The following is a 17919-nucleotide window of genomic DNA, read 5'->3' as shown; positions in this document are numbered from 1 at the left end:
AGTATAACCTGATTCGCCTCGCCCTCTACTCATTGGAGCCTTATGCCACGCTGCTTTTGGTGTACCGACGATCCGTTGTACCAGGCCTACCACGACCAGGAATGGGGAACGCCACAGCGTGACCCGGCGTTGCTGTTCGAGATGCTTTTGCTCGAAGGGTTCCAGGCGGGGCTTTCGTGGATCACCGTCTTGCGCAAACGCGAGCGTTATCGCGAGGTGATGTATGGATTCGATCCGGTGAAACTGGCCGCCATGAGCGACGAACGCATCGAAGAGTTGATGCAGGACGCCGGTATCATTCGCAACCGCCTCAAACTCAAGGCTGCACGGCGCAACGCGCAGGCCTGGCTGGCTGTGGACAACCCTGCCGAGTGGCTCTGGTCATTCGTCGGCGGTGAGCCGAAGATCAACCACTTCCAGGCCCGCAGTGATGTGCCGGCCGTCACCGACGAAGCCAAGGCCATGAGCAAAGCCCTGCAGAAGGCCGGCTTCACCTTCGTTGGTCCGACCATCTGCTACGCCTTCATGCAGGCCACCGGCATGGTCATGGACCACACCACCGATTGCGATCGCTACGCCGCCTTGTTGCGCTGAGGGGTTACAATGCGCGCCTTGCTGAAATAAGGAATTGCCTGTGGAAAAGTTCAAGGGCGCCCTGATGGTCGGGGTGCTGCGTCTGTTTGCCAAGCTGCCCTGGGGCGCTGTGCAGCGCGTCGGCGCCGGTATCGGCTGGCTGATGTGGAAGGTGCCCAACGGCTCGCGCAATGTCGTGCGCATCAACCTGGCCAAGTGCTTCCCGGAGATGGACCCGGTGGAACGTGAGCAGTTGGTCGGCCGTGCATTGAAGGATATCGGTAAATCCTTCGTCGAAAGTGCCTGTGCCTGGATCTGGCCGCCGCAGCGTTCGCTCGACCTGGTGAAGGAAGTGCACGGCCTGGAAGTGCTGGAGCAGGCCCTGGCCTCGGGCAAGGGCGTGGTCGGCATCACCAGCCACCTGGGTAACTGGGAAGTGCTCAACCACTTTTACTGCAACCAGTGCAAACCGATCATCTTCTACCGCCCGCCGAAGCTCAAGGCGGTGGATGACCTGCTGCGCGAGCAACGGGTGCAGATGGGCAACCGTGTGGCGCCTTCGACCAAGGAAGGCATCCTGAGTGTGATCAAGGAAGTGCGTCGCGGCGGGCAGGTGGGTATTCCTGCCGACCCGGAGCCGGCGGAATCGGCGGGTGTGTTCGTGCCGTTTCTGGGCACACAGGCGCTGACCAGCAAGTTCGTGCCGAACATGCTGGCCGGTGGCAAGGCAGTGGGGGTGTTCCTGCACGCGCTGCGGCTGCCGGATGGGTCGGGCTTCAAGGTGTTTCTGGAAGCTGCGCCGGAAGAGATGTACAGCACCGATGTCAACGTCTCGGCGGCGGCCATGAGCAAGGTGGTCGAGCGTTATGTGCGCGAGTACCCGAGCCAGTACATGTGGAGCATGAAGCGCTTCAAGAAGCGCCCGGCCGGCGAGCCGCGTTGGTATTGAGAACCTGGGGGCGCTTTGCGCCCCTGTCGCGACACAAGGCCGCTCCTACAAGGGATCGCGGTCGCCTGTAGGAGCGGCCTTGTGTCGCGAAAGGGCTGCAAAGCAGCCCCGGCAATCTCAGACCTTGTTCAACTTCTTCAGAAAAACGGTCATCTCTTTCTCGGCCTGCTTGTCCCCATGGGCCTGGGCCGCAACAATCCCGTCCTCCCAAGCCTTGCGCGCCGCCGCCACATCACCGACCAACTGATACGCCTTCCCCAGCAGTTTCCACGCCGCCGAGTACTTCGGGTCCTGCTCCACACATCGCGCCAGGTGCACCGCCGCCTCCGCGCCATTGCCCTCGTCGAGCCAGGCCTTGCCCAGGCCAAACCTCAGCAGCGAGTTATCCACACCCTTGGCCAGCATCTTCTCCAGCGATTCGCGCATGCCCTCTTCCCCTAGAAGAAACTCAAGCCGACGTGGAACAGCTTCTCCACATCCCGTATGTGCTTTTTATCCACAACGAACAGGATCACATGGTCGCCCGATTCGATCACCGTGTCGTCGTGGGCGATCAACACTTCCTCGTCACGGATGATCGCGCCGATGGTGGTGCCTGGTGGCAGCGCAATGTTTTCCACAGCCTTGCCGACCACCTTGCTCGACTTCGAATCACCGTGCGCCACCGCCTCGATGGCCTCGGCCGCGCCGCGGCGCAACGAGTGCACGCTGACGATATCGCCGCGCCGCACATGCGCCAGCAAGGTGCCGATGGTGGCCAGCTGGGGGCTGATGGCGATGTCGATCTCGCCGCCCTGCACCAGGTCGACATAAGCCGGGTTATTGATGATGGTCATCACCTTGCGTGCGCCCAGGCGCTTGGCCAGCAGCGACGACATGATGTTGGCCTCGTCGTCGTTGGTCAGGGCCAGGAAGATGTCGGCATCGGCAATGTTCTCTTCGAGCATCAGGTCCTTGTCCGAAGCGCTGCCCTGCAGCACCACGGTGCTTTCCAGGGTATCGGAAAGGTGCCGGCAGCGGGCCGGGCTCATCTCGATGATCTTCACCTGGTAACGGCTTTCGATGGCCTCGGCCAGGCGCTCGCCAATCTGCCCGCCGCCAGCAATGACCACCCGCTTGTTGGTCTCGTCGATGCGGCGCAACTCGCCCATCACGGCGCGGATGTCCTTCTTCGCGGCGATGAAGAACACTTCGTCGTCGGCTTCAATCACCGTGTCGCCACGCGGGGTGATCGGCCGGTCGCGGCGGAAGATTGCCGCCACGCGGGTGTCGACGTTGGGCATGTGCGCACGGATCTGGCGTAGCTGCTGGCCCACCAGCGGGCCGCCGTAATAGGCCTTCACTGCCACCAGCTGGGCCTTGCCCTCGGCGAAGTCGATCACCTGCAGCGAACCTGGGTGTTCGATCAGACGCTTGATGTAGTTGGTCACCACCTGCTCAGGGCTGATCAGCACGTCGACCGGGATGTGATCGTTGTCGAACAGCTCTTCACGGGTCAGGTAGGCCGACTCGCGCACCCGGGCGATCTTGGTCGGGGTGTGGAACAGCGTGTAGGCCACCTGGCAGGCGACCATGTTGGTTTCGTCGCTGTTGGTCACCGCCACCAGCATGTCAGCGTCGTCGGCACCGGCCTGGCGCAGCACCGTCGGCAGCGAGCCTCGGCCCTGCACGGTACGGATGTCCAGACGGTCGCCGAGGTCGCGCAGGCGGTCGCCATCGGTATCGACCACGGTGATGTCGTTGGCTTCGCTGGCCAGGTGTTCTGCCAGCGTACCGCCTACCTGGCCTGCGCCGAGGATGATGATCTTCATCCGCTACTCCCTACCCGTTGTGCTTACCCGCGCGAGGCGGCGATCTTGATCAGCTTGGCATAGTAGAACCCGTCATGGCCGCCCTCCTGGGCCAGCAGCTGGCGGCCGTGGGGCTGGCGCAAGCCGGCTTCGGTAGCCAGGTCCAGCTCACGGGCGCCCGGGGTGCGGGCGAGGAAGGCGTCGATCACTTCGGTGTTCTCGGTCGGCAGGCTGGAGCAGGTGGCGTACAGCAGCATGCCGCCCACTTCCAGGGTCGGCCACAGCGCATCGAGCAGCTCACCTTGCAGTGCGGCCAGGGCCGGAATGTCGTCGGCCTGGCGGGTCAGCTTGATGTCCGGGTGGCGGCGGATCACGCCGGTGGCCGAGCACGGTGCATCGAGCAGGATGCGCTGGAACGGCTTGCCGTCCCACCAGCTGGCGGTGTCGCGGGCATCACAGGCGATCAGTTCGGCATCCAGCTGCAGGCGCTCGAGGTTTTCGCGCACGCGGGTCAGGCGCTTGGCTTCGAGGTCGATGGCCACCACATGGCCCAGGCCAGCCTCGGCTTCGAGCAGGTGGCAGGTCTTGCCGCCCGGCGCGCAGCAAGCGTCGAGCACGCGCTGGCCGGGGGCCAGTTCGAGCAGGTCGGCGGACAGCTGCGCAGCTTCGTCCTGGACGCTGACCCAGCCGTCGGCGAAGCCAGGCAGGCCACGCACGTCGCAGGCTTCGGCCAGCACGATGCCGTCACGGCTGTACTGGCAGGCACTGGCGCCAACGCCTGCCTCGGCCAGCAGCGCCAGGTAGGCGTCGCGGCCATGGTGGCGGCGATTGACCCGCAAGATCATCGGCGGGTGGGCGTTGTTGGCGGCGCAGATGGCTTCCCATTGCTCTGGCCAGAAGGCTTTGAGCGACTTCTGCAACCAGCGTGGGTGAGCTGTGCGCACTACCGGGTCGCGCTCCATGCCGGCGAGCAGTGCTTCGCCTTCGCGCTGGGCGCGGCGCAATACGGCATTGAGCAGGCCCTTGGCCCAAGGCTTTTTCAGCTTGTCGGCACAGCCAACGGTTTCGCCGATGGCTGCGTGGGCCGGAATGCGGGTGTAGAACAGCTGATACAGGCCGACTAGCAGCAATGCCTGCACATCGGCATCGGTGGCTTTGAATGGCTTCTGCAGCAGCTGCGCGGCCAGCAGGTCCAGGCGTGGCTGCCAGCGGGCGGTGCCGAACGCCAGGTCCTGGGTCAGGCCACGGTCGCGTTCTTCGACCTTGTCCAGCTGCGCCGGCAGCGAGCTGTTCAGCGAGGCCTTGCCGCTGAGCACAGCGGCAAGGGCACGGGCGGCGGCGAGGCGCGGGTTCATTGGCCCAGCACCTTGCCGGCGGCGAACTTCTCGCGTCGGCTATTGAACAGGTCGCTGAAGTTCAGCGCCTTGCCGCCAGGCAATTGCAGGCGGGTCAGGCTCAGGGCCTGGTCACCGCACGCGACGACCAGGCCGTCCTTGCTGGCGGAAAGGATCTCGCCCGGGGCGCCCTTGCCTGTGGACAAGTTGGCAGCCAGCACTTTCACGCTTTCGCCATCGAGGGTGCTGTGGCACACCGGCCAAGGGTTGAAGGCGCGGATCAGGCGTTCCAGCTCGACGGCCGGGCGGCTCCAGTCGATGCGTGCTTCGTCCTTGTTCAGCTTGTGTGCATACGTGGCCAGGGTATCGTCCTGGACTTCACCTTTCAGCGAACCGTCTGCCAGGCCGGCGATGGCCTGGACTACAGCTGGCGGCCCCATTTCGGCTAGGCGGTCGTGCAGGCTGCCACCGGTATCATCGGCGCTGATCGAGGTGACCACTTTGAGCAGCATCGGCCCGGTATCCAGGCCAGCCTCCATGCGCATCACGGTCACGCCGCTCTCGGCGTCGCCCGCTTCCACGGCGCGCTGGATCGGCGCAGCACCGCGCCAGCGTGGCAGCAAGGAGGCGTGGCTGTTGATGCAACCCAGACGCGGGATGTCGAGCACGGCTTGCGGCAGGATCAGGCCGTAGGCGACTACTACCATCAGGTCTGGCTTGAGCGCGGCGAGTTCTGCCTGGGCATCGGCATTGCGCAGGGTCTGTGGCTGGAACACCGGGATGTCATGGGCCACGGCCAGCGCCTTGACCGCACTCGGCATGAGCTTCTGGCCACGGCCGGCAGGGCGGTCGGGCTGGGTGTAGACAGCCACGATCTCGTACGGGCTGTCGAGCAGGGCCTTGAGGTGTTCGGCGGCAAACTCTGGAGTGCCTGCAAAGACGATGCGCATGGAGTTCTCGCTTCCAAAAAGAAAAAGGCTTGCCGGAGCAAGCCTTCTGGGAGGTGGGGATCAGGCTTGCTGGCGGTGCTGCTTTTCCAGCTTCTTCTTGATCCGGTCGCGCTTGAGCTGCGACAGGTAGTCGACGAACAGCTTGCCGTTGAGGTGGTCGAACTCGTGCTGCACGCACACCGCCAGCAGGCCTTCGCATTCCAGCTCATACGGCTTGCCGTCGCGATCCTGGGCCTTGACTCGTACACGCAGCGGACGGTCGACGTTCTCGTAGAAGCCCGGTACCGACAGGCAGCCTTCCTGGTACTGGCCCATGTCGTGGGTCAGTTCTTCGACCGTCGGGTTGATGAAGACGCGCGGCTCGCTGCGGTCTTCGCTGAGGTCCATGACCACGACCTGCTGATGCACGTTGACCTGGGTGGCGGCCAAGCCGATGCCAGGGGCTTCGTACATGGTTTCAAACATGTCGTCGATCAGCTGACGCAGGGCGTCGTCGAACACCGTTACCGGTTTGGCAATGGTGCGCAGGCGCGGGTCCGGGAATTCGAGAATGTTCAAGATGGCCATAAGGTCAGGCAGTCACTGTGCGGTCGGTTGAAAACTGAGCACACATAATAAAGGGAAACGGCGATTTCGGCACCTGGCAAGCTCGTCTAGGGTGTCTATAGGCTTGATAGCCCCCAGCCAATGGACAGCTTTTCAAAGTGTTACTCACAGAGTTATCCACAGATTGTGCCACGTAGGTGGCCCTGTTTCGATCAAGGATGATCCCCATGCCGACTTACCATTCGTCGCCTTGCCCGCCTGCCGAACTGGAGGCGCGATTACGCCTGCACCGCCTGCCCGAGACGGGGCTGCGACGCTTTCGTACCTTGCTGGAGGCCTTTGGCAGTGCTTCTTCCGCGCTCAGTGCGCCGGGTTCGGCCTGGCGTGCGTTAGGCATCGGCCAGGCCAGTATTGATGCCCGGCGCAGCGCCGAAGTGCGCGACGGCGCGCAGGCCGCCATGGCCTGGCTAGAGCGCCCCGGCCAGCATTTACTGATGTGGGACGGCCCTGACTACCCGGCACTGCTGAGGGAAATCGACGATGCCCCACCGCTACTTTTCGTTGCTGGTGATCCGGCGCTGCTCGACCGACCTCAGTTGGCCATTGTGGGCAGCAGGCGTGCCACACCCCCGGCACTCGACACGGCCAGGGCATTTTCCCGCTACCTGGCCCAGGCGGGTTTCACCATTACCAGCGGGCTCGCGCTGGGCATCGATGGTGCCGCTCATCGGGCGGCTCTGGAGGTCGGAGGGGGCACCATTGGTGTGCTCGGAACAGGCTTGCAAAAACTTTATCCACAGCGCCACCGCGACCTTGCGCGGATGATGATCGACCGGGGCGGCGCATTGGTGTCCGAGTATCCGCTCGATGCCGGGCCCTTGCCGGGCAACTTTCCGCGGCGCAATCGCATCATCAGTGGTTTGTCACTAGGTGTGCTGGTGGTGGAGGCCAGCCTTGCCAGCGGCTCGTTGATCACCGCCCGCCTGGCAGCTGAACAAGGCCGCGAGGTGTACGCGATTCCAGGTTCGATCCATCACCCGGCGGCCAAGGGCTGCCATCAGCTGATCCGCGATGGCGCACTGCTGGTGGAAAGTGTGGAGCAGATCCTGGAAAGCCTGCGCGGTTGGCAGAACCTGCCGCCTGCGGTTGCGGAAAAACCGCTGCATCCGCTGCTTGCCCTGCTGCATGCCGCGCCACAGACTAGCGAGAACCTGGCCCATTTCAGCGACCGGCCGCTGGCCGAAGTGCTGGCGCAGCTGACCGAACTGGAGCTCGAAGGCCAGGTCAGCAATGTTGCCGGGCGTTGGTTTGCCCGCGCTGGCTAAGTACACTGCGCTCAAGCAAGGTTTATAGGCGGAGAGACACAAATGGTGAGCAGTTTTCGTGTGCAACAAGCCGCACGTGAGATCCGGGCAGGCGCAGTGATCGCCTACCCGACGGAAGCGGTCTGGGGCCTGGGCTGCGACCCCTGGAACGAGGACGCGGTGTATCGCCTGCTGGCGCTGAAATCGCGGCCTGTGGATAAAGGGCTGATTCTTATCGCCGACAACATCCGCCAGTTCGACTTTCTGTTCGAGGATTTTCCCGAGGACTGGATCGACCGCATGGGTAGCACCTGGCCTGGTCCCAACACCTGGCTGGTGCCGCACCAGGACCTGTTGCCCGAGTGGGTGACCGGGCAGCATGACACTGTGGCACTGCGCGTCAGCGATCACCCGCAGGTGCGTGAGCTGTGCGCGCTGGTCGGGCCGCTGATTTCCACTTCGTGCAACCCGGGCGGGCGCCCAGCGGCGAAGAGCCGGTTGCGGGTGGAGCAGTACTTCCATGGCCAGCTGGACCTAGTGCTCGGTGGGGCGCTGGGCGGGCGGAAGAATCCGAGTGTGATCAGGAATCTTGCCACTGGCGAAGTCGTTCGCCCTGGCTGAGCACAGGTTTTTGTAGGAGCGGCCTTGCGTCGCGAAAGGGCTGCGAAGCGGCCCCAGGATTTCAGCGGTGATGCAGAAACTGCTGGGGCTGCTGCGCAGCCCTTTCGCGACGCAAGGCCGCTCCTACAGCGGGCGAGCACTGGCTCAGGGGATTAGTACGGTAGAGCCCACAGTCCTGCGCGCCGACAACTCTGCCTGCGCCTTCGCCGCCTCGCTCAACGGATATCGCTGCTGGATATCCACAACCAGCTTCCCGCTCGCAATCATCGCAAACAGGTCATCGGCCATGGCCTGGGTGTTCTCGGCATTGTTGGCATAGCTCGCCAGCGTCGGCCGCGTGACATACAACGAACCCTTCTGCGACAGGATCCCCAGGTTCACCCCGCTCACTGCCCCCGAGGCATTGCCGAAACTCACCATCAACCCGCGCGGCTGCAGGCAATCCAGCGAGGTCAGCCAGGTGTCGGCACCGACGCCGTCATACACCACCGGGCACTTCTTGCCGTCGGTCAGCTCCAGTACCCGCTTGGCCACGTCCTCGCGGCTGTAGTCGATGGTCGCCCACGCCCCCAGCGCCTTGGCCCGCTCGGCCTTTTCGGCGGAGCTCACGGTACCGATCAGCTTGGCGCCCAGGGCCTTGGCCCACTGGCACGCCAGCGAACCCACGCCACCAGCTGCGGCGTGGAACAGGATCACGTCACCCGGTTTGACTTCATAGGTCTGCTTGAGCAGGTACTGTACGGTCAGCCCCTTGAGCATCACCGCCGCCGCCTGCTCGAAACTGATGTTGTCGGGCAGTTTGACCAGGTTGGCCTCCGGCAGCGTATGCACCTCGCTGTAGGCGCCCAGAGGGCCGCCGGCATGGGCCACGCGGTCACCGACCTTCAGCCGGGTTACGCCTTCGCCCACGGCCTCGACTACCCCGGCAGCCTCGGTGCCCAGGCCAGAAGGCAGGGACGGCGGTGCGTACAGCCCGCTGCGGAAGTAAGTGTCGATGAAGTTCAGGCCGATCGCATGGTTGCGCACGCGCACCTGCTGCGGCCCGGGTGGGGCGGGGTCGAATTCCACAAGCTGCAGCACTTCCGGGCCGCCATGCTGGCTGAACTGGATACGCTTGGCCATCTCGCACTCCTGTTGTCGGGATCGGGAAAAGGCCTTCTATCGGACGCCTTTGCTTGATCGCCGTCAACTGCGGCGCGCGCGCCGGCGGTGGTATGCTACGCGGCGAATTCTTCCCTGCCCGTTCCTGGTGACCCGATGACTAGCCGCACCGAGGCCGTGAAAGCCTACCTGCTCGACCTGCAAGACCGCATCTGCTCTGCCCTCGAAGCCGAAGACGGTGGCGCCCGCTTCGTCGAGGACGCCTGGGTGCGCGAAGCCGGTGGCGGGGGCCGCACGCGGGTGATCGGTGACGGCAAGCTGATCGAGAAAGGCGGGGTCAACTTCTCCCACGTATTCGGCGCCGGCCTGCCGCCGTCGGCCAGCGCCCATCGCCCGGAGCTGGCGGGCCGTGGCTTCGAGGCCCTGGGTGTGTCGCTGGTGATCCACCCGCACAACCCGCATGTGCCGACGTCCCATGCCAATGTGCGTTTCTTCATTGCCGAGAAGGAAGGTGAAGAGGCGGTGTGGTGGTTCGGTGGTGGCTTCGACCTGACCCCCTACTACGGCGTTGAGGAAGACTGCATCCATTGGCACCGCGTGGCCGAGCGGGCCTGCGCGCCATTTGGCGCTGACGTGTACCCGCGCTACAAGGCCTGGTGCGACCGCTACTTCCACCTCAAGCACCGCGGCGAGCCGCGTGGCATCGGTGGCCTGTTCTTCGACGACCTGAACGAGTGGGATTTCGACACTTGCTTCGCCTTCCTGCGTGCCATCGGTGATGCCTACGTCGAGGCCTACTTGCCGATCGTCCAGCGCCGCAAGAACACCCCCTTCACGCCACAGCAACGCGAGTTCCAGGAGTACCGCCGCGGCCGTTACGTGGAGTTCAACCTGGTCTACGACCGTGGCACCCTGTTCGGCCTGCAGTCCGGTGGCCGTACCGAGTCGATCCTCATGTCGCTGCCGCCGCAAGTGCGCTGGGGCTACGACTGGAAGGCCGCACCCGGCAGCGAGGAAGCACGCCTGACCGAATACTTCCTGCAGGACCGCGACTGGCTTGGCCAGTAAGCCTGTGGATAAACAAGGAGTCGTCATGGACCAGTATGTTGTTTTCGGCAACCCCATCGGCCACAGCAAATCGCCGCTGATCCACCGCCTGTTCGCTGAACAGACCGGCCAGGACCTGGAATACGCCACGCTGCTGGCACCGCTGGACGAGTTCAGCGATTGCGCGCGCGGCTTCTTCAAGCAAGGCAGCGGCGGCAACGTCACGGTACCGTTCAAGGAAGAGGCCTACCGCCTGTGCGACAGCCTCACCCCGCGTGCCCAACGTGCGGGTGCGGTGAACACGCTGAGCAAGCTGGCCGACGGCACGCTGCAGGGCGACAACACCGATGGCGCTGGCCTGGTACGCGACCTGACGGTGAACGCGGGGGTCGACCTGGCCGGCAAGCGCATTCTCATCCTGGGCGCTGGCGGTGCCGTGCGCGGCGTGCTGGAGCCGATCCTGGCGCACCAGCCGCAGTCGCTGGTGATTGCCAATCGTACCGTGGAGAAGGCCGAGCAACTGGCACGGGAGTTCGATGAACTGGGGCCGGTGGTGGCCAGCGGTTTTGCCTGGCTGCAGGAGCCGGTGGACGTGATCATCAATGCCACGTCGGCGAGCCTGGCCGGTGAGTTGCCGCCGATTGCCGACAGCCTGGTCGAGGCGGGGCGCACAGTGTGCTACGACATGATGTATGGCAAAGAGCCCACGCCGTTCTGCCAGTGGGCTGAGAAGCTGGGGGCAGCCAAGGTGCTGGATGGCTTGGGAATGCTGGCCGAGCAAGCGGCTGAGGCTTTCTTCATCTGGCGCGGAGTACGCCCGGATACGGCACCAGTGTTGGCTGAACTGCGCCGGCAACTGGCTCGGGGCTGATCTCTTGCGGGATTGCCCACTCCCTGTGGGAGCGGGTTAATCCGCGAACACCGGCGAAGCCGGTGCCATGTACCGCGCTGGATTCTTCGCGGGTAAACCCGCTCCCACAAGGGGCGGGGGTCAAAGCCTGGCTTTGACGGCCTCCAGGGCATTGCCATCGGCTTTGGTGGTCACCCCAGCCAACCATTCTTCCAGCCGCTCGGGGTGCTGCTTCAGCCAAGCCTTGGCCGCTTCATCGAAGCTGATCTTCTTATCCACAACCTCGGCCATGATGGTGTTTTCCATGTCCAGGGTGAAACTCAGGTTGCCCAGCAGCTTCGCCGCATTCGGGCAGGCTTTTGGATAACCCTTGCGGGTCAGGGTGAACACCTCGCCCTTGCTGCCGAACCACTTTTCGCCGCCAGTCAGGTAGTGCATCTTCAACTTCACGTTCATCGGGTGCGGCGTCCAGCCGAGGAAGGTGATGAACTGCTGTTTCTTCACCGCCCTATCCACCTGCGCCAGCATCGCTTGCTCGCTGGACTCCACCAGTTTCCACTGGCCCAGGTTGAATTCGTTCTTGTCGATGATTTCCTTCAGCGACAGGTTCGCTGGCGCGCCGGAGCCGATGCCGTACAGCTTGTTGTCGAACTGGTCGGCGTGCTTGTGCAGGTCGGCGAAGTCTTTAACCCCGGCATTCCACACGTAATCCGGTACCGCCAGGGTGAACTCGGTGCCTTCCAGGTTGCGCGACAACTGCTGCACATCACCATTGGCGATGAACTTGTCATGGAAGCCCTGCTGCGCCGGCATCCAGTTGCCAAGGAAGGCATCGACCCGGCCGTCCTTGAGGCCGCCGTAGATGATCGGCACCGCCAGGCTGTCGATCTTCACCTGGTAGCCCAGGCTTTCCAGCAACAGCCTGGCCACGGCGTTGGTCGAGGCGATATCGCTCCAGCCGGGGTCGGCCATTTTCACGGTGCTGCATTGTGCGTCGCTGTCTGCGGCGTGGGCCGTGGCAGTGGCTAGAGCCAGGGCGAATACGACGGTGGAGAACTTCTGCATGGCGGCCTCTCTTCTCAATCCATGGGTGCGGGCTGTGGATAACGTGCCTTGCGCTCGAGGTCGTCGAGATCGATATGGTTGCGCATGTACTGTTGGCTGGCGTCCACCCACGGTTGGTGGTCCCAGCTTGTCAGCTTGCCGATGGCCAGCGCCTCGGCCACCAGGCGGCGGCGGCGTTGGCTGGCCAGAACTTGCTGGCGCAGGCTGGGGATGTCCCAGCGCTGGTGTGCCTCATCGACAAATGCCTGCAGCAGCACCTGGTGGTCCGGGCTGCCGGTGAGGTTCTCCCGCTCGTGCGGGTCGCGGCTCAGGTCGTAGAGTAAGCAAGGGTCGTCTTTGCTGTACACGAATTTGTATGGCCCACGGCGGATCATCATCAGCGGGCCGACGGTGCCTTCGGCCATGTATTCGCCGATCACCTCGTCGTGGCCGCCCTGCCCTTGCAGGTGGCCGAGTAGCGAGCGGCCGTCCAGGTGCAGATGGTTATCCACAGCCCCGCCGGCCAGTTCGACCAGGGTCGGCAGCAAGTCGCAGGTCGATACCGAGGCGCTGATGCGGCTTGCGGCGAAGCGTTTGGGTGCGTGGATCAGCAGCGGCACCCGCGCCGACATCTCGAACCAGTGCATCTTGTACCAGAGCCCGCGCTCGCCGAGCATGTCGCCGTGGTCGCCGGAGAACACGATCATGGTGTCGTCGGCCAGGTTGCATTCTTCCAGGGTCTGCAGCAGCTGCCCGATGTTGTCGTCGATGTAGCTGCAGGCGCCGAAGTAGGCACGGCGGGCATCGCGAATCTTGTCCACAGGCAGCGGCTTGTTCCACAGGTCGTAGACCTTGAGCAGGCGCTGCGAGTGCGGGTCCAGCTCTGCCTGGCTGAACTCGGCGCGGGGCATGGGGATATCCACAGACTCGTAGCGATCCCAGTAGCGTTTGGGGATGGTGTACGGGTCGTGCGGGTGAGTCATGGACACAGTAAGGCAGAACGGTCGGCCATCGTTTTCGCGCACGTGGTCGTAAAGGTACTGGCGCGCCTTGAACACCACTTCCTCGTCGAAATCCAGCTGGTTGGTACGCACGCAGGGCCCGGCCTGCAGCACCGAGGACATGTTGTGATACCAGCTCGGGCGCACGTCGGGTTCATCCCAGTTCACTGCCCAGCCGTAGTCGGCCGGGTAGATGTCGCTGGTCAGGCGCTCCTCGTAGCCGTGCAACTGGTCCGGGCCACAGAAGTGCATCTTGCCCGAGAGCGCGGTGCGGTAACCCAGGCGGCGCAGGTAGTGTGCATAAGTGGGTACGTCTGCGGGGAAGTCGGCCGCGTTGTCGTAGGCGCCGATACGGCTCGGCAGCTGCCCGCTGACCAGGGTGAAGCGCGACGGAGCGCACAGTGGGCTGTTGCAGTAGGCCGAGTCGAACACTACTGCCTGTTCGGCCAGGCGGCTGAGGTGTGGCATCTGGATCGGCGAAGGGCCATAGATCGGCAGCAGGGGTGCGGCCATCTGGTCGGCCATGATGAATAGGATATTCGGGCGCGTCATGGTGGCTTCCATCGTTGAGGATTATGCGAACCGCTTGCCTACCAAGATGCAACTGGCGATAACATGGGTAAAGCCCATGGCGGGCAATGTCTGGGATTAGCTGAGCTTATGTTTGATCACCTTGCCGAGTTGTCGCTGGATAGCCTGCGTGTATTCGAGGCTGCTGCCCGGCTGCGTGGTTTCACAGCGGCCGCGTTGGAGCTGGGAACCACCCAGCCGGCGGTGAGCCAGCAGGTGAAGCGCCTGGAGGCGCAGCTGGGCACCCGTCTGTTCGATCGGATCTACCGCGGCATTGAACTGACCGAGGCGGGCCAGCTGCTGTTCGAGCAGGTTCATCAAGGTTTGCAGGCCATGGATGACGGCATTGCCCTGGCCAGTGGGCGGGGCCAGCGTGAAGTGCTTCAAGTAGCCACGGACTTTGCTTTCGCGGCATTCTGGCTGATGCCTAGGCTGCAGCGCTTTCACGAGGCTTATCCACAGGTAGACGTGAGCCTGGTGACCGGTGAGCGCAGCCAGGGGATGCTGCGCCCGGATATCGATGTGGCGGTGCTGTTTGGCGATGGGCGCTTTCACCAGGGCGAGAGCCGATGGTTGTTCGACGAGGAGGTTTTCCCGGTCTGCAGCCCGCGACTGACTCATGGCAAACCCTTGTCAGCCGTGGCTTTGCAGCGGTTGCCGTTGCTCCATTTACGTGGTGAGCAGGCCAGCCGCTGGTTTGATTGGGCGGGGGTGTTTCGCGGGTTCGGCGTCGCCAGCCCGCCGCCGCCTGGGCAGTTGCGGTTCGATAACTACACACTGCTGATTCAGGCGGCGATTGCTGGCCAGGGGGTAGCCATTGGCTGGGGGCACCTGGTGGATAGGCTGGTAGAGCAAGGGCTGCTGTGCCGGCCTTTGGAGGGGAGTTTGCGCTCGGCTCGGGGCTATTACGCGGTGCTGCCGCCGCGCAAGCGGCGTGGGGCGCTGATCGAGCGGTTTGTGGATTGGCTGGAGCAAGAGCGCAGCCATTGAGATTTTGGGGCCGCTTTGCGGCCCTATCGCGACACAAGGCCGCTCCTACAAGGGGATGCGCTCTACTGTAGGAGCGGCCTTGCCGGGGCGCCGGACCGGTCGGATAGGGCTGCGCAGCAGCCCCGGCAATCTAGACCACGAAGTTCAGATGCTCGCCCCGGTGCAAGTCCAGCTCCAGCATATCGACCATCCCCGCTGCCACGCGGGCCGAGCCAGCTTCCGACAGTGCAGGTGGCATGTTGATCAACGTCCAGCGCAACGAACTGCGCTGCAGCTTATCAACTACTTCATCAACCGCTTCGCGCTCCTCTTCGCTGTATTTACCCGGCACATCCAGCACTTCGAAATCGCCCACCAGCAACAGCCGGCGTATAGTCGTGCGGGCCAGCCCGGCCACCAGCGCTTCGCTCATCTGCGCCTGCGCCGCCAGATCGCCTGGCGCCAGCAGGGCAATCACCGCCGAGCCCCCTGCCGCGCCCTGTTCCGCCTGGTCGGCATCGTCCAGCGCGCCTATCTTCAAATGCAGGCCAGGGCGGGGCGTATGGCGGTTGAGGTCGCCAACCACCGCAATGACCTCGTGCTGGCGTGCCAGCAGCTCGGTCGTAAGGGCGTTGCTCAGGCTGCTTTCAGCCCCGAACAACACCAGTTTGAACACTGGGGTTTCGGCATTTTTCACCGCATCACTCTCTTTGCAAGTGGGGTGATGGTTGGACCGCAATCAGGAGTTATCGTGCAGAGGATCAAGGGTTACCACGCCCACGTGTACTACGACGCATCCACACTCGAGCAGGCTCGCGAGCTGTGCGAGGAGGCGGCGCGGCTGTTTCCCGTGACCATGGGGCGCATGCACCAGAAACCGGTCGGGCCACACCCGGACTGGAGCTGCCAGCTGGCCTTCGAGCCGGAATTCGTGGGGGTGGTGTTGCCTTGGTTGGCGCTGTATCGGAAGGGGCTTGTGGTGTTTCTGCATCCGCTCACTGGCGATGAGTTGGCGGATCACCGCGATCATGCGATCTGGATGGGGGCTGTGCGGCCTTTGAATCTGGCGATCTTTGGGGGGTAGTCCGTGCTGGCCCTTCGCGGGCAAGCCCGCTCCCACAGGTACAGCGCAAGCCGTTAGAGCGGCGCGGTCCCTGTGGAGCGTGCTTGCCCGCGAAGCAGGCGAAGCGGTTTAGCGGCGGGCGCCGCGCACGCCTTCGGCCAGTGCCGAGCACAGGCTCAGCACGTCATTGACGGCCTGACCGGGCTCCTTGGCCTGGGCAATCTTGTCGACCAGCGCCGAACCCACTACCACACCATCGGCCAAGCGTGCGATTGCGGCAGCCTGCTCCGGCGTACGAATACCGAAACCAACGCTGATCGGCAGATCGGTATGCCGACGCAGGCGGGCAATTGCCTCGGTCACGTGCTCGGTAGTTGCGGAACCGGCACCGGTCACACCAGCCACCGATACGTAATAGACGAACCCGGAGCTGCGCTCCAGCACACGCGGCAGGCGCGCATCGTCTGTGGTCGGGGTAGTCAGGCGGATGAAGTCGATGCCCGCGGCCTGGGCCGGGGTGGCCAGTTCGGCGTCGTGCTCGGGCGGCAGGTCGACGATGATCAGGCCATCGACGCCAGCTGCCTTGGCTTCGGCGACGAACTTATCCACACCGAAGCGGTGGATCGGGTTGTAGTAGCCCATCAGCACGATCGGCGTGGTGTGGTTATCCACGCGGAATTCGCGAACCATCTGCAGGGTCTTGGCCAGGGTCTGGCCGGCTTCCAGGGCGCGCAGGGTGGCGAGCTGGATGGCTACGCCGTCGGCCATCGGGTCGGTGAATGGCATGCCCAGTTCGATCACATCGGCGCCAGCAGCCGGCAGGCCCTTGAGGATCTGCAGCGAAGCGTCGTAGCCCGGGTCGCCAGCAGTGACGAAGGTGACCAGCGCGGAGCGGCCTTCGGCCTTCAGCTCGGCGAAGCGTTGTTCAAGACGGCTCATGCCTGTTTCTCCTGGGCTGCCATGTGGTTCATCACGGTTTGCATGTCTTTGTCGCCGCGGCCGGACAGGCAGATCACCATCAGGTGATCCTTGGGCAGGTTCGGTGCGCGCTTGATCGCTTCGGCCAGGGCATGGGAGCTTTCCAGGGCCGGAATGATGCCTTCCAGGCGGCAGGTGGCGTGGAACGCATCCAGCGCTTCGTCGTCGGTGATGCTGACGTACTCGACGCGCTTCACTTCGTGCAGGTAGGCGTGCTCCGGGCCGATGCCCGGGTAGTCGAGGCCGGCGGAAATCGAGTGGGCGTCGGTGATCTGGCCGTCGTCGTCCTGCAGCAGGTAGGTGCGGTTGCCGTGCAGCACGCCCGGTACGCCGCCGTTCAGGCTGGCGGCGTGCTTGTCGGTGTGAACGCCGTGGCCACCGGCTTCGACGCCGATGATCTGCACGCTCGGTTCTTCGAGGAACTCATGGAACAGGCCCATGGCATTGGAGCCACCGCCAACGCAGGCGATCAGGCTGTCCGGCAGGCGGCCTTCCTTCTCTTGCAGCTGGGCGCGGGTTTCTTTGCCGATAATCGACTGGAAATCGCGGACCATCGCCGGGTATGGATGTGGGCCGGCCACAGTGCCGATCAGGTAGAAGGTATCGTCGACGTTGGTGACCCAGTCGCGCAGGGCCTCGTTCATGGCGTCTTTCAGGGTGCCGGTACCAGCGGTGACCGGGACGATCTCGGCGCCCAGCAGCTTCATGCGGAACACGTTGGCCTGCTGGCGCTCGATGTCGGTGGCGCCCATGTAGATCACGCAAGGCAGGCCAAAGCGTGCAGCGACGGTGGCAGTGGCCACGCCGTGCATGCCGGCGCCGGTTTCGGCGATCAGGCGCTTCTTGCCCATGCGCTTGGCCAGCAGCACCTGGCCGATGCAGTTGTTCACCTTGTGTGCGCCGGTGTGGTTGAGCTCTTCACGCTTGAAGAAAATCTTTGCGCCGCCGCAGTGCTCGGTCAGGCGCTCGGCGAAGTACAGCGGGTTCGGGCGGCCGATGTAGTCGCGTTGGAAGTAGGCGAGCTCTTCGAGGAACTTCGGGTCGGCCTTGGCCGCTTCGTATTCGCGGGCCAGGTCCAGCACCAGCGGCATCAGGGTTTCGGCCACGTAGCGGCCGCCGAATGAGCCGAACAGGCCGTTGGCGTCGGGGCCGGGACGGTATTGGGACTGGGTCATGGGGCGCTCCAGGGCGTAATGAATGAGTGATGGGCTTTACTCTAACCACGGCAA

The 17919-nt window shown here is 64.0% G+C and carries 19 protein-coding genes; 8 read left to right on the top strand and 11 right to left on the bottom strand.

The annotated features are described in order from the left end of the window. Positions 1-42: 42 nt before the first annotated feature. Together BUQ73_RS26110 and BUQ73_RS26105 are read left to right on the top strand one after the other, a co-directional pair. Positions 43-594, top strand: coding sequence for a DNA-3-methyladenine glycosylase I (locus BUQ73_RS26110; RefSeq protein ID WP_079230249.1), 552 nt, complete (start codon positions 43-45; stop codon positions 592-594). Between the two features lie 40 nt (positions 595-634). Further along, positions 635-1522, top strand: coding sequence for a lysophospholipid acyltransferase (locus BUQ73_RS26105; RefSeq protein WP_079230248.1), 888 nt, complete (start codon positions 635-637; stop codon positions 1520-1522). 117 nt (positions 1523-1639) lie between these two features. Here BUQ73_RS26105 and BUQ73_RS26095 read toward each other — a convergent pair whose 3' ends face one another. From BUQ73_RS26095 to def, 5 genes are read right to left on the bottom strand one after another with little or no spacing between them, the layout of a single operon-like run. Continuing rightward, positions 1640-1948: a tetratricopeptide repeat protein gene (locus BUQ73_RS26095; protein ID WP_079230246.1), complete on the bottom strand. Its 309-nt coding sequence runs from the start codon at positions 1946-1948 to the stop codon at positions 1640-1642. 11 nt (positions 1949-1959) lie between these two features. Further along, complete coding sequence (gene trkA, locus BUQ73_RS26090) at positions 1960-3333, bottom strand: Trk system potassium transporter TrkA (protein ID WP_079230245.1); 1374 nt, start codon at positions 3331-3333, stop codon at positions 1960-1962. A gap of 23 nt (positions 3334-3356) precedes the next feature. After that, positions 3357-4667, bottom strand: coding sequence for a 16S rRNA (cytosine(967)-C(5))-methyltransferase RsmB (rsmB, locus tag BUQ73_RS26085; RefSeq protein ID WP_079230244.1), 1311 nt, complete (start codon positions 4665-4667; stop codon positions 3357-3359). Next, positions 4664-5596 (bottom strand): methionyl-tRNA formyltransferase, encoded by a 933-nt coding sequence (fmt, locus tag BUQ73_RS26080; RefSeq protein WP_079230243.1) that lies wholly within the window; start codon positions 5594-5596, stop codon positions 4664-4666. Before fmt ends, rsmB begins: the two co-directional genes overlap by 4 nt. A 60-nt stretch (positions 5597-5656) precedes the next feature. Beyond that, the gene (def, locus tag BUQ73_RS26075; protein WP_003260000.1) at positions 5657-6163 is read right to left on the bottom strand and encodes a peptide deformylase; all 507 of its coding nucleotides are present in this window, start codon (positions 6161-6163) and stop codon (positions 5657-5659) included. Between the two features lie 206 nt (positions 6164-6369). On the opposite strand from def, the gene dprA reads away from it, so the two are divergent. After that, positions 6370-7467 (top strand): DNA-processing protein DprA, encoded by a 1098-nt coding sequence (gene dprA / locus BUQ73_RS26070; RefSeq protein WP_079230242.1) that lies wholly within the window; start codon positions 6370-6372, stop codon positions 7465-7467. A 42-nt stretch (positions 7468-7509) separates the two neighbouring features. Then, entirely contained in the window at positions 7510-8067 is a 558-nt protein-coding gene (locus BUQ73_RS26065) for an L-threonylcarbamoyladenylate synthase (protein WP_027592045.1), read from the top strand. Between the two features lie 144 nt (positions 8068-8211). Here the strand turns inward: BUQ73_RS26065 and BUQ73_RS26060 are convergent, their stop codons facing one another. Further along, positions 8212-9189, bottom strand: a complete 978-nt coding sequence (locus BUQ73_RS26060) for an NADPH:quinone reductase (RefSeq protein ID WP_079230241.1) — start codon at positions 9187-9189, stop codon at positions 8212-8214. A gap of 135 nt (positions 9190-9324) precedes the next feature. Here BUQ73_RS26060 and hemF point away from each other — a divergent pair, with 135 nt between their 5' ends. Together hemF and aroE are read left to right on the top strand one after the other, a co-directional pair. Then, a complete protein-coding gene (gene hemF, locus BUQ73_RS26055; protein WP_079230240.1) occupies positions 9325-10236 on the top strand; it encodes an oxygen-dependent coproporphyrinogen oxidase in 912 nt (303 codons plus the stop codon). Positions 10237-10261: 25 nt separating this feature from the next. Further along, positions 10262-11086 (top strand): shikimate dehydrogenase, encoded by an 825-nt coding sequence (gene aroE / locus BUQ73_RS26050; protein ID WP_079230239.1) that lies wholly within the window; start codon positions 10262-10264, stop codon positions 11084-11086. A 120-nt stretch (positions 11087-11206) separates the two neighbouring features. Here aroE and choX read toward each other — a convergent pair whose 3' ends face one another. After that, on the bottom strand, positions 11207-12130 hold the full coding sequence (choX, locus tag BUQ73_RS26040; RefSeq protein WP_079230237.1) for a choline ABC transporter substrate-binding protein: 924 nt from the start codon (positions 12128-12130) through the stop codon (positions 11207-11209). A gap of 14 nt (positions 12131-12144) precedes the next feature. Further along, the gene (betC, locus tag BUQ73_RS26035) at positions 12145-13662 is read right to left on the bottom strand and encodes a choline-sulfatase (RefSeq protein WP_079230236.1); all 1518 of its coding nucleotides are present in this window, start codon (positions 13660-13662) and stop codon (positions 12145-12147) included. 108 nt (positions 13663-13770) lie between these two features. Between betC and BUQ73_RS26030 the strand changes: the two genes are divergently transcribed. After that, a complete protein-coding gene (locus tag BUQ73_RS26030) occupies positions 13771-14670 on the top strand; it encodes a choline sulfate utilization transcriptional regulator (RefSeq protein ID WP_079230235.1) in 900 nt (299 codons plus the stop codon). Between the two features lie 130 nt (positions 14671-14800). Here BUQ73_RS26030 and BUQ73_RS26025 read toward each other — a convergent pair whose 3' ends face one another. Then, positions 14801-15346 (bottom strand): NAD(P)H-binding protein, encoded by a 546-nt coding sequence (locus BUQ73_RS26025; RefSeq protein WP_079230234.1) that lies wholly within the window; start codon positions 15344-15346, stop codon positions 14801-14803. A gap of 54 nt (positions 15347-15400) precedes the next feature. Here BUQ73_RS26025 and BUQ73_RS26020 point away from each other — a divergent pair, with 54 nt between their 5' ends. After that, the gene (locus tag BUQ73_RS26020) at positions 15401-15733 is read left to right on the top strand and encodes a DOPA 4,5-dioxygenase family protein (RefSeq protein ID WP_079230233.1); all 333 of its coding nucleotides are present in this window, start codon (positions 15401-15403) and stop codon (positions 15731-15733) included. Positions 15734-15841: 108 nt separating this feature from the next. On the opposite strand, the gene trpA is transcribed toward BUQ73_RS26020, so the two are convergent. Together trpA and trpB are read right to left on the bottom strand one after the other, a co-directional pair. Next, positions 15842-16651, bottom strand: a complete 810-nt coding sequence (trpA, locus tag BUQ73_RS26015) for a tryptophan synthase subunit alpha (protein WP_079230232.1) — start codon at positions 16649-16651, stop codon at positions 15842-15844. Further along, complete coding sequence (gene trpB / locus BUQ73_RS26010; protein ID WP_027917146.1) at positions 16648-17865, bottom strand: tryptophan synthase subunit beta; 1218 nt, start codon at positions 17863-17865, stop codon at positions 16648-16650. The genes trpA and trpB overlap by 4 nt, the downstream gene beginning before the upstream one ends. Between the last annotated feature and the right edge of the window lie 54 nt (positions 17866-17919).

Source organism: Pseudomonas putida (assembly GCF_002025705.1).
GTDB lineage: Bacteria > Pseudomonadota > Gammaproteobacteria > Pseudomonadales > Pseudomonadaceae > Aquipseudomonas > Aquipseudomonas putida_J.
Note: the sequence above shows the minus strand (reverse complement) of the source record. Positions and strands in the feature narration are given on the sequence as shown.

Excerpts from the sequence above, each read along its gene's own strand:
- BUQ73_RS26110 (WP_079230249.1), top strand. The coding sequence starts at position 43 with ATGCCACGCTGCTTTTGGTGTACCGACGATCCGTTGTACCAGGCCTAC.
- BUQ73_RS26095 (WP_079230246.1), bottom strand. The coding sequence starts at position 1,948 with ATGCGCGAATCGCTGGAGAAGATGCTGGCCAAGGGTGTGGATAACTCG.
- trkA (WP_079230245.1), bottom strand. The coding sequence starts at position 3,333 with ATGAAGATCATCATCCTCGGCGCAGGCCAGGTAGGCGGTACGCTGGCA.
- rsmB (WP_079230244.1), bottom strand. The coding sequence starts at position 4,667 with ATGAACCCGCGCCTCGCCGCCGCCCGTGCCCTTGCCGCTGTGCTCAGC.
- fmt (WP_079230243.1), bottom strand. The coding sequence starts at position 5,596 with ATGCGCATCGTCTTTGCAGGCACTCCAGAGTTTGCCGCCGAACACCTC.
- def (WP_003260000.1), bottom strand. The coding sequence starts at position 6,163 with ATGGCCATCTTGAACATTCTCGAATTCCCGGACCCGCGCCTGCGCACC.
- dprA (WP_079230242.1), top strand. The coding sequence starts at position 6,370 with ATGCCGACTTACCATTCGTCGCCTTGCCCGCCTGCCGAACTGGAGGCG.
- BUQ73_RS26065 (WP_027592045.1), top strand. The coding sequence starts at position 7,510 with ATGGTGAGCAGTTTTCGTGTGCAACAAGCCGCACGTGAGATCCGGGCA.
- BUQ73_RS26060 (WP_079230241.1), bottom strand. The coding sequence starts at position 9,189 with ATGGCCAAGCGTATCCAGTTCAGCCAGCATGGCGGCCCGGAAGTGCTG.
- hemF (WP_079230240.1), top strand. The coding sequence starts at position 9,325 with ATGACTAGCCGCACCGAGGCCGTGAAAGCCTACCTGCTCGACCTGCAA.
- aroE (WP_079230239.1), top strand. The coding sequence starts at position 10,262 with ATGGACCAGTATGTTGTTTTCGGCAACCCCATCGGCCACAGCAAATCG.
- choX (WP_079230237.1), bottom strand. The coding sequence starts at position 12,130 with ATGCAGAAGTTCTCCACCGTCGTATTCGCCCTGGCTCTAGCCACTGCC.
- betC (WP_079230236.1), bottom strand. The coding sequence starts at position 13,662 with ATGACGCGCCCGAATATCCTATTCATCATGGCCGACCAGATGGCCGCA.
- BUQ73_RS26030 (WP_079230235.1), top strand. The coding sequence starts at position 13,771 with ATGTTTGATCACCTTGCCGAGTTGTCGCTGGATAGCCTGCGTGTATTC.
- trpA (WP_079230232.1), bottom strand. The coding sequence starts at position 16,651 with ATGAGCCGTCTTGAACAACGCTTCGCCGAGCTGAAGGCCGAAGGCCGC.
- trpB (WP_027917146.1), bottom strand. The coding sequence starts at position 17,865 with ATGACCCAGTCCCAATACCGTCCCGGCCCCGACGCCAACGGCCTGTTC.